General features: G+C 68.6%; 13 protein-coding genes. 7 read left to right on the top strand and 6 right to left on the bottom strand.

The genetic code is table 11. The features are described from left to right. Positions 1–86: 86 nt before the first annotated feature. Positions 87–800, bottom strand: coding sequence for a lipoate--protein ligase family protein (locus HLAC_RS10580; RefSeq protein WP_015910827.1), 714 nt, complete (start codon positions 798–800; stop codon positions 87–89). 128 nt (positions 801–928) lie between these two features. Here HLAC_RS10580 and HLAC_RS10575 point away from each other — a divergent pair, with 128 nt between their 5' ends. The 3 genes from HLAC_RS10575 (at position 929) to HLAC_RS10565 (ending at position 4,295) form a co-directional block, all read left to right on the top strand. Beyond that, on the top strand, positions 929–2,608 hold the full coding sequence (locus HLAC_RS10575; protein WP_015910826.1) for a sensor histidine kinase: 1,680 nt from the start codon (positions 929–931) through the stop codon (positions 2,606–2,608). 86 nt (positions 2,609–2,694) lie between these two features. Next, the gene (locus HLAC_RS10570; protein ID WP_015910825.1) at positions 2,695–3,582 is read left to right on the top strand and encodes a DUF8155 domain-containing protein; all 888 of its coding nucleotides are present in this window, start codon (positions 2,695–2,697) and stop codon (positions 3,580–3,582) included. 251 nt (positions 3,583–3,833) lie between these two features. Beyond that, on the top strand, positions 3,834–4,295 hold the full coding sequence (locus tag HLAC_RS10565) for a PaaI family thioesterase (RefSeq protein ID WP_015910824.1): 462 nt from the start codon (positions 3,834–3,836) through the stop codon (positions 4,293–4,295). Here HLAC_RS10565 and HLAC_RS10560 read toward each other — a convergent pair. The 3 genes from HLAC_RS10560 to HLAC_RS10550 form a co-directional block, all read right to left on the bottom strand. Then, the gene (locus tag HLAC_RS10560) at positions 4,265–6,262 is read right to left on the bottom strand and encodes a molybdopterin biosynthesis protein (protein WP_015910823.1); all 1,998 of its coding nucleotides are present in this window, start codon (positions 6,260–6,262) and stop codon (positions 4,265–4,267) included. The genes HLAC_RS10565 and HLAC_RS10560 overlap by 31 nt on opposite strands. Beyond that, positions 6,259–7,515: a molybdopterin molybdotransferase MoeA gene (locus HLAC_RS10555; protein ID WP_015910822.1), complete on the bottom strand. Its 1,257-nt coding sequence runs from the start codon at positions 7,513–7,515 to the stop codon at positions 6,259–6,261. The genes HLAC_RS10560 and HLAC_RS10555 overlap by 4 nt, the downstream gene beginning before the upstream one ends. Before the next feature lie 91 nt (positions 7,516–7,606). Continuing rightward, on the bottom strand, positions 7,607–8,533 hold the full coding sequence (locus HLAC_RS10550; protein ID WP_015910821.1) for a CehA/McbA family metallohydrolase: 927 nt from the start codon (positions 8,531–8,533) through the stop codon (positions 7,607–7,609). A gap of 119 nt (positions 8,534–8,652) precedes the next feature. Between HLAC_RS10550 and HLAC_RS10545 the strand changes: the two genes are divergently transcribed. Next, on the top strand, positions 8,653–9,186 hold the full coding sequence (locus tag HLAC_RS10545; protein ID WP_015910820.1) for a hypothetical protein: 534 nt from the start codon (positions 8,653–8,655) through the stop codon (positions 9,184–9,186). 128 nt (positions 9,187–9,314) lie between these two features. Here HLAC_RS10545 and HLAC_RS10540 read toward each other — a convergent pair whose 3' ends face one another. Continuing rightward, a complete protein-coding gene (locus HLAC_RS10540; RefSeq protein ID WP_015910819.1) occupies positions 9,315–10,397 on the bottom strand; it encodes a hypothetical protein in 1,083 nt (360 codons plus the stop codon). Positions 10,398–10,535: 138 nt separating this feature from the next. Between HLAC_RS10540 and HLAC_RS10535 the strand changes: the two genes are divergently transcribed. From HLAC_RS10535 to HLAC_RS10525, 3 genes are read left to right on the top strand one after another with little or no spacing between them, the layout of a single operon-like run. Then, positions 10,536–10,781 (top strand): hypothetical protein, encoded by a 246-nt coding sequence (locus tag HLAC_RS10535; RefSeq protein WP_049933542.1) that lies wholly within the window; start codon positions 10,536–10,538, stop codon positions 10,779–10,781. Between the two features lie 49 nt (positions 10,782–10,830). Beyond that, complete coding sequence (locus tag HLAC_RS10530) at positions 10,831–11,355, top strand: nucleoside deaminase (RefSeq protein ID WP_015910818.1); 525 nt, start codon at positions 10,831–10,833, stop codon at positions 11,353–11,355. A gap of 30 nt (positions 11,356–11,385) precedes the next feature. Then, positions 11,386–12,402, top strand: a complete 1,017-nt coding sequence (locus HLAC_RS10525; RefSeq protein ID WP_015910817.1) for a carbohydrate kinase family protein — start codon at positions 11,386–11,388, stop codon at positions 12,400–12,402. A 115-nt stretch (positions 12,403–12,517) separates the two neighbouring features. Here HLAC_RS10525 and HLAC_RS10520 read toward each other — a convergent pair whose 3' ends face one another. Beyond that, on the bottom strand, positions 12,518–13,345 hold the full coding sequence (locus HLAC_RS10520; protein WP_015910816.1) for a BtpA family protein: 828 nt from the start codon (positions 13,343–13,345) through the stop codon (positions 12,518–12,520). Positions 13,346–13,372 lie beyond the last annotated feature (27 nt).

The raw sequence follows: 13,372 nt of genomic DNA, 5'->3' as shown, positions 1-13,372 counted from the left end.
CACGTCGAAACCGCGATCCACCTGGGATCCACCCACCATCCGTCCGCAACCCGCCCGCGAATCGCGTCGCGAGCACCGATCGCTGCTCAGCCGCTGCGGTCGATCCGGTCGATCTTCGGTTCGCCGTCGCCCCACGGCCCGTCGACAAACGCGTCTTCCAGCGCCCGAGCGACTGGTTTCGGATCCTCGGGACCGTTCGCCTCCGCGACGCTCCCGACCGTCTCGGGGTCGAATGGAACGCCGAGCGCGTCGTACACCGCCGCGGTGGCATCGGCGACGGCACTCGCGTCCGCCCGCGTGACGACCAGACAGCCCGCCACGAGCGCGGCGTCCCCCCGAACGCGCTGGGCGATCCCCGCAACTTTGCCGCCACCCGCGACGCGGATTGAGTGATCGCCCGGACAGAACGACTCCGGCGGCTCGCCGGTCGACACCTCCGCGCCGAGGCTCCGCAACGCTCTGATAACCGTCTCGATCGCGCGCTCGTATCGGTCCGGAATCGACTCGAAACCCCGGCCGTCGACGAGCGGGAGCGCGTGTGCGAACGCGAGCGTGTCGCCCGGGTACGCGACGGCTCGCCCCCCCACGTCGCGTTCGATCGGCTCGAACCCTCGCTCGGCGGCAAGCCGCTTCGCTCGCCCGAATCCCGGCTCTCGTGCATCGCGGCGTCCGAAGGCGACCTGACGGGGCGGCGTCCACACCCGAACTCCCGGCGTCCCGTCGCTCGCGTCGGCGAGCAGCGCCGCCGTGTGCTCGCGGTCCACTGCGGGGCGAGGGTCGCGACCTCTGAGCACGCGCATACCGCCTTCAGGAGGCGATCAGACAAGCGACTTGCGGCGCGCGTCCGACGCGCGTCGTTCGCCGCTCGGGAGGGCGACGAGCGCGTGACACAAAGGTTTTGCCGGCCCTCTGACTGTGTCAGGTAACGATGAGCGATCTCGGCGCACTGCCGGTGCAGGCGTACCTCGCAGCCTGCCTCCTCGCCGGGGTCATCGGAGTCTGGCTCGGCCGCGTCGCGTGGGTCGACCGTGACGAACCGGGCGGCACCGAGGTCTCGCTTTACCTGTTCTGTGGCGGTGCCGTCTCGCTTCTGTACGCCGTTAGAGTCGCGAGCGCGAGCGAACTAGCGATGATCGTCGCACTCAACCTCTCAACGCCGCTCGTCGCCGCGGTCCCCGGCATCTGGATGGCGTTCGTGCTGGCGTTCTCCGGCCACGACCGGTGGCGCACGGAGAACCGGACTGTCGCGCTCGCGGCCCCGCCGTTCGTCTGGGTGTTGACCGCCTGGTCGAGCGGGACCCACGGGCTCTCGCGACGCTCGCTGGCAGCCGTCGTCGAGGGGCCGTTCACGCTGCTCTCGTTCGGGCTCGGGATCGCGGATGTGGCGTTCGTACTGTACGCCTACGGGCTGTGTATCGCCGGTGTCCTCGTCGTGGTCGATCTGTACCGGCGGACGGGAAACCGCTACCGTCTTCAGACGTTCGTGATCCTGCTCGGAACCTTGTTTCCGTTTCTGGGCGGCATCGTCACGGTCGTCGACGTAGGGAGCTACGCGCACCTCGCGTGGTTCCCGGCGGGGCTCGTGGTCCACGGCGTCTTCCTGTACGGGACCGTCTTCTGGCTCGGGACGCTCGACGCCGCCGTCGTCGCGCGCGACACGGCCGTCGAGGTGATGCAGGACCCCGTGATCGTCGCCGGCTCTGACGGTCGGATACGTGACCTCAACCCAGCGGCAGAGGAACTCCTTCCGTCCGACGCGGTCGGCTCTTCGCTGTCGAACGTGTTCCCGCTCTTGGAGGTCGGGGTGGAACACCCGATATCGATCGGCGGGCGGCAGTTCGACATCCAAGAGGACCCGATCACCGACCCCCGCGGGACCGATCGCGGGCACGTGTTCCTGCTCCGTGACGTGACCGAACGCGAGCGTCGACAGACCGAACTGGAGCGCCGCGAGGTCGAGTTAGAGCGGCAAAACGAGCGGTTGGAGGATTTCGCCGGCGTCGTCTCCCACGACCTCCGGAATCCGCTCGCGGCGGCGACTGCGGCAGTGGAGCTCGCTCGCCACGGCGACCGGAACAACGAGGACGCACTCGACCGCGCCGCGAACGCCCACGAGCGGATGGACGACCTGATCGAGGGGCTGCTGTCGCTGGCGACCGCCGGGAAGTCCGTCGACGAGGTCGACCGCGTCTCGCTCGACGGGACCGCGAGACGGGTCTGGTCACGCCTTGAAACCGCAGACGCGACGCTGTCGGTCAACGGGCCGGACGTGTCTGCCTTGGCCGACGGCGACCGGCTCGAACAGCTCCTCTCGAACCTGTTCCGCAACGCGATCGAACACGCCGGCGACGACGTGACGGTGCGGGTCGAAATCGAGCGACGAGAGGACGATATTGCGCTCACGGTCGCCGACGACGGTCCCGGCGTCCCGCCGGATCAGCGGTCGCAGGTAATCGAGCGCGGCGTCTCCCTCGGCGGCGGGACCGGACTCGGGCTCGCCATCGTCGGCGACATCGCCGAGGCGCACGGGTGGGAGCTCTCTGTCGAGGAGTCAGCGTCCGGCGGCGCGCGCTTCGTGATCTCGGGGATCGAGCCCGCTGACGACTGATCCGGTGGTTGACGGTCGTCTCATAGACCGACCGCGATGGCCGGCTTCGACGGCCACTTGCACGTCGGGCTCCTCGTGACGACTCGATGGCTGTCACGCTCTCGTCGTCGGTGCTCGACCGCTACCGACGGTTCTCGCGGTTTAACTCACCGTATCCGGCGCACGATGACGGCTGCGCGATCGACCTCTACCCGGACAGCGAGGCGGGGATCTCGCCGGTCGCCGGGGTCGTCCGCGAAACGCGGACCGTCGGCTGTCCGGACCGGCCGTACGCCGCCGACGAGGACCACCTGATCGTCGTCGAGCTCGATGAGGACTGGTGCCGACGAGCCGGCGCGGCACCCGGAACGATCGCGCGGATTCTCCACGTTGTTCCGGAGGTCTCGGCGGGTGACCGCGTCGCGGTCGGCGACGCTCTCGGCCCGCTGACGCGGTCCGGTTTCTTCGGTCAGTGGGTCGACAACCACGTCCACCTCGGATTCAGAGCGCCGGGTGCGAACGCGCTCCGGGCGAGCGGGTCGCTCCCGGTCGATGTCGACGTGTCGGTCGAGCCGATACAGTGGGACGGGACCGGCGCAGTCGTCGAGCGCGGCCCGACGCACGTCGTCCTCGACGCGCCGACCCACCCGGCCCCCGGTCAGCGGTTCGCGGCGCTCGCGAGCGACGACGGGATACCTCTCGACGGCGGGCTGGCGCACTACGCGGGCGGCGGCGCGTTCGACGAACTCGTGGACGGGGCGGCGGTGTCGCTGTGGGGCACCCGCGTCGGCGTCGCCCGAGGGCGAGGCGTCGCGTGGGACCCGATCGACGTGCTCGCGAACGGCGAGCGGGTGGTGGGGCTGTCGCTGTTCGCGGCCAGAGACGACGGATTCGGGGCGAAGATCGTCTGTCCGGACAGACGGTTCGACCTCGGCGAGACCGTCTCGCTCGCGCTCGCGCCGAGCGACGACCCGATCCGACTCGGTGTAGGGTGAGTTTGGGATCACCAGCGGCTGGCGAGACGGGTGGCGGACAGCCGGCGCGAACGATCCGCCGCGGCGGTGCGCCGGGCTCCCGCCTCGGCCGCCGCGGGGCAACGCGTCAGGTCACGGGGCGGATGGCGCGGGATCGGTGATAAGCCGTCGGACGGGAGGCGGAGGGCCTCTCTCCGACCGTACCGCCCCAACCTCCCAGCCGTTGTTGCGAGTTTCGAGGACTACAAGCGGGACGACGCCGAGGGTGGGGTATGGACCGGAGCGAGGTCGAGGCGATGGAGCCGCTGTCGGCGGCGGCGGTCGAACTCGTCGAGCGGCGGATCGAGGAGGAGCACGGCTACCTCTCGTGGCTGAACACGTCGGTCGACGTCGTCGAGCGCGGTCGGGTCGTCCTCTCGATCCCGTTCGACGACAAGCTGACGAACAGCGACGGCGGTACCATTCACGGGGGCGTGGCCGCGACGCTCGTCGACACCGCGGGCGGAATCGTCCAGCGCACCGCCTTCGAGGAGCCACTCTCGGGCGGGGTCGCGACGGTGAACCTCAACGCGAACTACCTCCGGCCGGCGACCGGCGACCTCCGGGCGGAGGCGACGATCGTCAGGTCCGGCGGCTCGATCGGCGTCAGCGACATGACGGTCACCAGCTCGACGAACGGTGACGCCGCCGAGGTCGTCGTCGGTCAGGGGTCGTTCCGACTGTTCCGCGAGTAGCCCGCCAGATCGGCGAGGAGGTCGGTCGGATCATTCAGCGCGTCCGCGAGTTCCTCGACTGCGTCCCGCTCGACCCGGTCGGGTGCGGCGCGGACGGTGACGGACTGCTCGCCGAGCGAGACGAACCCACAGTCGAGCCGGTCGGCCGTCTCTCGGAGCCCGAGTCCGGCGTCGGCGTCGCCCGCGAGCACCTTCCTGACCGGGCTCTCGAACGCGCGAACTGTCAGCTCGTAGCCGTCGATCCGGTCGGCGAGGTCACCGCGCGACGCGTCGCGATCGGTCGCGAGGTCGGCGAGCGCGTCGTCGAGGCTCCGGCGGAGCCCCGAGTCGGTCGGCCGGTTGACGAAGCGCATCTCGCCGTCGACGAGGTCTGCAAGCCCCGTCACGCCGGCCGGGTTACCCTCGGGGACGACTAACCCCCACTCGCGAGCCCAGCCGCCGAGATCGACGGCGTCGACGTCGCGGTCTGTCGGGCCCGCGACGACCGCCACGTCGGGCACGCCGTCGCGGAGTCGGCGGAGCCCCTCACGGGAGCCGACCGGGAGGTACCGGGGAGCGTCGAGCCGGTCGAGCAGGCGGTTGAGCGCCGGGTCGTCCTCGCCGACGCCGAGCAGGGTCGGCGGACGCACGTCGGGCGAGAACAGCTGCACCGTGACGCGCTCGTCCCGGTCGAGGTACTCGGTGTCCGGGTCGACCGCGACGACGCCGTCGGCCTCGACGAGGCTCGTCGTCGCGCCAGACCCCTTGTCGACCGGGTAGACGAGGGGCAGATCGCCGTCGTTCAGATCGAGCAGTCCGACCGGCATCAGCCGCATGCGTCCCTCGCCGTAGCGCTCGCCGACGGCCATCCGGCCTTCGATAGTTGCCGTCGCGGGTTCGGGCTGACCAGCCGCCTCGCGGATCGCGGGCGCGACGAACGTCCGGAAGATCGTGAGCGCAGAGACTGGGTAGCCGGGGAGGCCGACGTAGGCGGACTCGCCGGTACGAGGGTCGGTGTCGCCGTCGGCATCGCTCTCGCCCACTGCCTCGCTCCCGCCGCGGTCGAGTCGCCCGATCAGCATCGGCTTGCCGGGCTTGACCGCGACGCCGTGAAGCAGGAGGTCGCCACGCTCCTCGATCACGCGGTAGATCACGTCGACCGCGCTCGCCGAGGTCGATCCGGACGAGAGTACGAGGTCGCACTCGTCGGCCGCCCGCCGGAGCAACCGCTCCATCTCCGTGTAGTCGTCGCCGGCGTGCGGGTAGAGAACGGGCTCGCCCCCCGCCTCCTCGACGCCGGCCGCGATCGTCGTCGAGTTCACGTCGTAGATCTCGCCGCGCGAGGGATCGAGCGCCTCTCCGGGGCGAACCAGCTCGTCGCCGGTCGAGACGATCCCGACCCGCGGTTTCCCCGCGACCGGCACCTCGTCGACGCCGAGCGCCGAGAGCAGGCCGATCTCGCGGGGCGTTAGGCGAGTTCCGGGACCGAGCGCGCGGGCACCGGCGGCGATGTCGGCGCCCGCGCTCATCACGTGGTCGCCCGGCGCGACCGCGGTCCGGACCGCGATTCGGTCGGGGCCGCCTCCCTCGGCGTCCGGATCCCCGCCGACCTCGTCCGTCCGCTCGACCATCACCACGGCGTCAGCGCCGTCCGGCATCACGGCCCCGGTGGATATCTCGGCGCAGGTGCCGGGCTCGACGGTGACCTCGGGCGCCGCGCCAGCGTGGACCGCCCCGACGAGGTCGAGGTCGGCCGGATCGGCCTCGTCGGCGCCGAAGGTGTCGCGGGCGCGGACCGCGTACCCGTCCATCGAGGCGCGGTCGAACCCCGGCACGTCGATGGCGGCGTCGATCCGCTCCGCGAGGACGCGGCCGCGGGCGTCCTCTAGGGGGACTGTCTCCGGCGCCGGCGAGAGATCGAGGTCGTCGATCGCCTCGCGGGCGGCCTCGGGCGTCGCGAGGTCGCGGAACTCCTTGCGGTCGCTCATTGGCTCGCCTCCCACAGCTCCACGTCGACGATCTCGCCCGCGTCGAGCCCCTCTCGCGGTTCGGGGACGACGACCCAGCCGTCAGCGAGCGCGACGCTCGACAGAATGCCAGAACCGCTGGCGCGGGTCGGCGTGGCGGCGGGGAGGGCCGAGTCGTCTCCGTCCCCGTCGCCGCCTTCGCCGGTTCCCTCCACCGACACCCGCGCGAACGTTCGCGTGCCGGGCTCGCTCGGTACCTTTCGGGTAAGCGTCGCGCGCCGCGTCGGGAACGGGTTCGCGGTCGTTCCGCCGACGTGCTTCTGGAGCGGCCGGAGGAACTGCGCGGCGTTGACGATACAGGCGACCGGGTAGCCGGGAAGCGAGACGATCGGGGTGTCGTCGACGACGCCGAGACAGACCGGATGCCCCGGCTTCAGGGCGACGCCGTGGACAAGTACCTCCCCGATAGAATCGATGACCTCCGGGAGCAAGTCGCGCTCGCCAACCGAGGACCCCCCGGTGGTGACGACAACGTCGGCGTCGAGGTCGGCCTCGATCGCGGCCGAGAGCGCGTCCTCGTCGTCGGTGACCACGTCGCGGTAGCGGGCCTCTCCGCCCCACCGCTCGACCAGCCGCGAGACCGTCAGCCCGTTCGTCTCGATCACCTCGCCCGGGCCGGGATCGGACTGCACCAGCTCCTCGCCGGTCGGGATCACGGCGATGGTCGAGCGCTCGTAGACGGGGGCCGCGTCGAGTCCGACCGACTTCAGGAGGCCGAGGTCGGAGGGCCGGAGGACGTGGCCGGCCTCGAAGAGGCGCTGTCCGTCCGCCACGTCTTCGCCCGCCTCACCGACGTTCTCTCCCTCGGCGACCGCGTCGAACGCCTCGACCTCGTCCGCGACCGTTTCCACCTGCTCGATCATCACGACTGCGTCGGCCCCTTCCGGGACCGCGCTGCCCGTGTGCACCCGCGCGGCCTCGCCCGGCGCGATCGAGTCGGCTTCGGTGCCGACCGCCCGCAGCACCGCCGGTGACCGGTCGGACGCACCGAACGTATCCTCGGCGCGGACCGCGTACCCGTCCATCGCTGCCCGGTCATAGCTCGGGACCGGCGCCGGCGCGTCGATCGGCTCGGCGACGACCCGTCCGTCCGCGTCGGCGAGCGGCGCCGACTCGGTCCGGCCGTGGGGCTCGGCGGCGTCGAGTAGCGTCGCCAGCGCGTCCGCGACGCGGGTCCGTCGCTTGAATCCGGCCTCGCGTCTGTCGTGGCTCATGAACGGTCGTTTCACGCCCGCGGGCAAAAATCCGTCTCCGGTGGGTCGATCGGTTTCGGCAGGCTGATCGGATCGCCGCCCGTCAGGGCGGTCAGGTCACCCACGAGAGGACGCGTGCCGCGCGATGCGCGCCCTGCGAGACGGCGACTCGGAGAGTCGAGACGATCTCGGCGACGCCTCGGCGCGTGGCGGTTACACTCCGCACCGCACCCGTCCGTGCGTAGTATCCCGTCCTACGCCCGGCCGCGCCGACGTAGTGTTTCGCCGCCATTCGGATCGGCGCACGACGGCCGTCCACCCGCGTCGTGCCGTTTCGGATCGCGTCGAGCACGTCGTCGGCGGTGACCGCGTCGACCGACTCGCGCCCCGCGATCTCGACTTCGGTGAACGCGCGCCCGACGTACTTCAGGTGGTGTGCGTCGCTCGCCGCGACTCCCGGATAGTCGTATTTGGCCGCAAACCGTCGCGCGCGGCGGTTGCGGTACCCGGTGAACAGCCACGCGTTGAACACCTCGATCGCGTCGACCTCGGGGACTGCGGGGACTTCAGGGACTGCGCTGTTCGCGTCAGCAACCTCGACAGTCGCACTGCCACCGTCGCTCTCGGCGTTCCTCTCGCTTCTCCCCTCGTTCGCCTCCGGAACGGGAATGTTCCGCTCGCGGACGCCGTGGCGCGATCGCTGGAAGGGATGGGGAACGATCGCGACGCCGCCGTGCTCGTGGATCCATGCGATCGTCTCGTCGTAGGGGCGTCGTCGCGGCGGCATGCGTTCGACGCCGACCGCGAGCAGGTGGCCGTGCGCGGTCGACACCTCGACGCCGGGGATGCCGATCAGCCCGTACTCGTCGGCAATCTCCGCCGCGCGCTTCGACTCGCCGATCACGTCGTGGTCGGTTATCACCACTGCATCGAGTCCGATCTCCGAAGCGTGTTCCAAGATGAGTTCCACCGGCTCGTGGCCGTCGTAGCTGTCGTCCGAGTGGACGTGAGGGTCGATGCTGACAGTGACGCAGGACACACCCGGATTAGACGGTGGGAGGTATATAAATGCGCGATGGACGATCAAGGGGTATTCGGTTCCGTTTCCTTCGGCTAAGCGACGACACATTTGACCCGGTGGGAACCCAACGATCACGAATGCGGACCATCACCGAGACTCTCCAACCGGACGTGTCCTACCGCGTGAGACAGCGACTCGGTCCCTTGGTCACCCGATTCGCGCGGCGGTTCGGGCAGCCCGAGTACCGGCTTCGCGACACCGAATACGTCGGTACCGTCCAACGGCCGCTGGACGAGTTCACGGAGACGCTCCAAGAACACGGTTTCGAGTGGGATCCGCTGGCGTGGTATCACCAGCCGCCGGTTGGGTCGGAGCCCGACGGCAGCTGGACGTATCAACGGAGTCTACTGGCCGACAGACAGATCCACGCCATTCTCATCGCTCACTCGCCGGACTACGTCGACGTGTTCGCTCACGAGGAGTACAACTGGCTGCGACACCCGATCAAACACCTCCGGCAAGTCGATATCGAGCGGGAAGCCGGGAGCGACGAGATGCGGCGCTGGATCGAGAGCCAGGGTATATCGATCGATATCAGATCGCGTCGTCGCCGCCGGACCTCACACGCGATACGCGACTGTTACAAGTATCTCGTGTCCATCGTTCGATAACGTGGACTCGATCCGTACCTTCGAAGGGAATCGCTGGGCTACGTCGCACGCGGCGGCACGGGATGAATCCGACGCGGCTCTTCACCCTGTGATCGGACGTCTTCTCAGGATGACACTGACCCCGTTTCTCAGGATGACACAGACCCCGTTTCAGTGACAACGTTGCCGGCGTTGTCCTCTACACGGAGCGTGACCTCGTAAACCTCGCCGCCCCCGTGTTTGATTTTGAGCGAATCAGATCCTGAGACGCTGCTACCACTAACGGACGTCGTGCTGGATTTCACAGTTGCCCCAGTTGAATCAGCAACTGAGACGGTGACCAGACTGAGGTCGCCGTCCACGTCGAAAACAGCCCAGTCAACGTTGATTTCTGCGTGTGGATTCGGCGAGCCAGCCTCTGAAATACTGAACGTACCGACAGCTGGATCGCTCTCGGCGGTCACCGTCACAAATGTGACCGAGCCTCCAGTATCAGTGTCACCGTCGCTAGCCAGTGCGACTGCTCTGAACTCGTGGTCCGTACCACTCTTTAGGTTGTTCAGATTCTGTGTGAAACTTTCCGCTGAGGTAAGTGTCTGTGTGCTTGTCGCGTTCCAACTGCTACTCCCGGCTTCGCGGTACTCAAAGTAGATATCAGCTGAATTTGCGTTACCGCGGTCCGTCACAGAGCCGTTGAGAGTCGCAGTCGTTTCACCGATAGCGGTCGCACCATCCGTTGAAACGACCACGGAGTGTTCGGTGGTAGTGAAGTTACTCGGTGACCCGGTAACCGAATTCCCATCGCTCGTCAACGCAACGGCCCTGAATTCGTAAGCAACGCCATCTCCGAGACCCGTAATAGCGGCACTGAAACCACCAGCTGACGAGGCGGTTTGCGTAGCGGTGGCACTCCAAGTGGTAACGTTGGTGTGCCGATACTCAAAGTAAACGTCCACGAAGGAGGTGCCGCCCAGATCAGTCAGTGACCCGTTGAGCGTCACATTCGTTTCGCCGACGTCGCTCGCTCCGTCGGTCGTGACCGTTACTCCAGTATCCGAGTCACCGTATTCACTCGCACCATATCCACCGATACCGTATCCGCCTGACGTCGCTGCAACACTCCCTGACTCTAAGCTGATTAGAGAGGCGCCGACTCCGAGTGTTTTGAGCCACGATCGGCGCGATATTGATGTTACCTTTTTATCACTTTTTTCTGCAGATAATTTTTCCATCGTCTTACATCTGAAAATTCTGGCAACAACAAGAGCCCTCCGTTTGTTTTATCATATTTAATAACACTAGTCAGCCGGCACGACTACCGGTATGGAATAACAATGTTTGAACACAGCAATCGGTAGATTCTCAGACGTTTGGCGTACTGCCGTTTACGCTCCAACGAGGTTTCGAGTGGCGACGATATTGCTAGATTCATCCGAGAAACGGACGCTCAAAGAACAGGCCACGTTGACGACGCGCTCTTTCTCGCCGACGCCGTCGGCGCGCTCCGGGACGTTCGACAGAACGGGTCGGCGCCGGAAGCAGAGGACGCCGAGAATGGCGGTGTGGACGCCGACAACGCGAGCGCAGATGCCGAGAACATCGACCCCGACAAGTGACTCTCCGTGCCAGACGAAAGGTTAGGTACCCGCGGACAAACACGGAGACATGACCGATTCGACCGCCGACGGTCCGGGGGACGACCGGAACGACAGCGACGCGACGGGCGACTCCACTCCGAGCGATCGCAAGTACGTCGACCGGGCGATCGAACTCGCCGAGGAAGCCGTCGAGATGGGGAACACGCCGTTCGGTGCGCTGCTCGTCCTCGACGGCGAGATCGTCGCCGAGGCCCACAACGAGACGCTGACCGAGGACGATCTGGCGGCCCACCCGGAACTGGCGCTCGCGCGGTGGGCCGGCCGCGAGCTCGACGTCGACGAGCGCGCCCGCTGTACGATGTACGCCAGCACGGAGCCATGCCCGATGTGTGCGACCGGGATCCACTACGCCGGGATCGGTCGGGTCGTCTTCGGCGTCGCGGGCGAGACGCTCGACGGGCTCACCGGCGACGCGGTGTCGATCCCCTGCGCGGAGGTGATCCGCCGGGCCGGCGGCGACACGACCGTCGAGGGACCGATCGCCGAGGCGGCCGCCATGGAACTCCATGAATCGGTGTACGGTGAGTCGTAGCGTGAGCAGTCGGGGAAGCTCGCCGCGTCCATGACCGACTCTCCTCCGGTCCTCGCAGTCGGCGCCGCAGCGATCGACGAGTGGTACGCCGTCAGCAACCTCCCCGAGCCGGACGGCGGCGCGTTCGCGAGCGAGGTGACGACCGCGTTCGGCGGCGTCGGCGCCAACGTCTGCGTCGCGCTCGATCGACTCGGACGCGAAGTCGGACTCGTGAGCCGCGTCGGCGACGACGAGTACGGTCGGCGGGCCTTCGAGTACCTCGCGGACACCGGGGTCGACGCCTCGCGCGTCTCTGTCGGGAACGACCCCTCGACGCGGTCGGTGATCCTCAGCGATCCCGCGGGCGAGCGCACCATCGTCACTACGGGCGAGAGCTTCCGACGCCTCCGGCTGAACGAGACGGACCGTGAGGCGCTCGCGGCGGCCGATATCGTCTTCCTCACCGGGTACACGCCCGACGCGGTCTCGCGGGCGGTGCTCGATACCATCGAGTCGGCCGCCGATCCGCCCGCACTCGTCTTCGACCTCTCGGGTTCGGTCGAGGAACTCGTCGGTCGCGGGACGGAGTCGGAGACGATCCACCGGTACCTCCACGCCGCGGACCTGTTCGTCGCCGACGACGTGGCGGCCGCGGCGTACTTCGGCGGCCCGGACGCGGCGGTGGACCGCGTCGCGGCCGCACAGCAGGCGCGCGAGGCGAACGGTCGGTCCCCGGTGACCGGCGACGGCTGGCCCCGCGCCGTCCTGACCCACGGCGCCGACGGGATGACGGTCGTCGCTGACGGCGCGGTCACCGAGTTCGACGCGTTCGACGTCGACGTGGTCGACGCGACCGGGGCCGGGGACTCGTTCGTCGCGGGGCTGATCGACCGGTGGATCGCCGGGAGCGACAGTGGTGACGACCCACGCCGCGAGCGCGCCGGCGTCGCCGACGGCGTCCGGTTCGCGGCCGCGGTCGCCGCGATAAACTGCACGTCCCGGTTCGCCCAGACGGGGCTTCCGACTCGCGACGACGTGGAGGCGTTCCTCGCGGAGCGAGGATTCTGAGCGGGTCGCGGGCGGTCGTCACGCCGTCTCACCGGATCACCTTCACCGACGCCTTACTTCATTCACCGACGCCTTACCTCACTCACCGACGCCTTACCTTACCCTCACCGACGCCTTACCGGACCTCGTCCGCCCGCGCGACGAGCGCCGCCACCCGGTCGGCGTCGACGGGGGCGGTCGTCTCGCCGCCCTCCTTGAGCGCGGTGCCGACGATCGCGCCGTCGGCGACCGCGAGCACGTCGCCGACCGTGTCTTCTCGGACGCCGCTTCCGACCAGGACCGGGGTGTCGAGTCCGTGCGCGTCGCGGTCGGCGACGACCGATTCGAGGGCCTCCGGATCCATCGCCTCACCGGTCCCGCGTCCGGAGGCGATCACGGCGTCTGCGAGCCCGCGTTCGGCGGTGTCGGCGAACGACTCCGCGGTGTACCCTTCGGCAGAGAGCGGCGCGGAGTGTTTCACGTCGGTGTCGGCGAAGACGCCGACATCGACCCCGAGTCGGTCGCGGAGTCGGAGCGTCTCGTGGGCCTTCCCCTGCACGACACCCTGGTCAGTGACCCGGGCACCGGTGTGGACGTTTACCCGGACGTAGTCGGCGTCGACCGCAGCGGCGACCGACAGGGCCGCTTCCGCGTCGTTGCGGAGGACGTTGATCCCGAGCGGGAGGTCGGTCTCGGTCGTGATCGCCGTCGCTGCCCGGGTAACGCTCGCGACGACGTGTTTCGGTGCGTCGTCCGGGTAGAAGGGTGCGTCGCCGAAGTTCTCGACCATGATCCCGTCGACGCCGCCCCGGTCGAGTGCGCGGGCGTCGGCGGCGGCGCGGTCGAGCGCGTCCCGCATCGCGGCCACGCCGTCGGCCGGCGCCTTCGGCGCCCCCGGGAGGGGCGGGAGATGTACCATGCCGATCACCGGCGCGTCCGTGCCGAAGGTGGCCTCGAACTCCATGACATCGACCGAAGGCCCCCTCGGCGG

It is taken from the genome of Halorubrum lacusprofundi ATCC 49239 (genome assembly GCF_000022205.1).
GTDB classification, from domain to species: Archaea; Halobacteriota; Halobacteria; order Halobacteriales; family Haloferacaceae; genus Halorubrum; species Halorubrum lacusprofundi.
The sequence above is the reverse complement of the archived record's forward strand: the minus strand, read 5'-3'. Positions and strand labels throughout refer to the sequence as shown.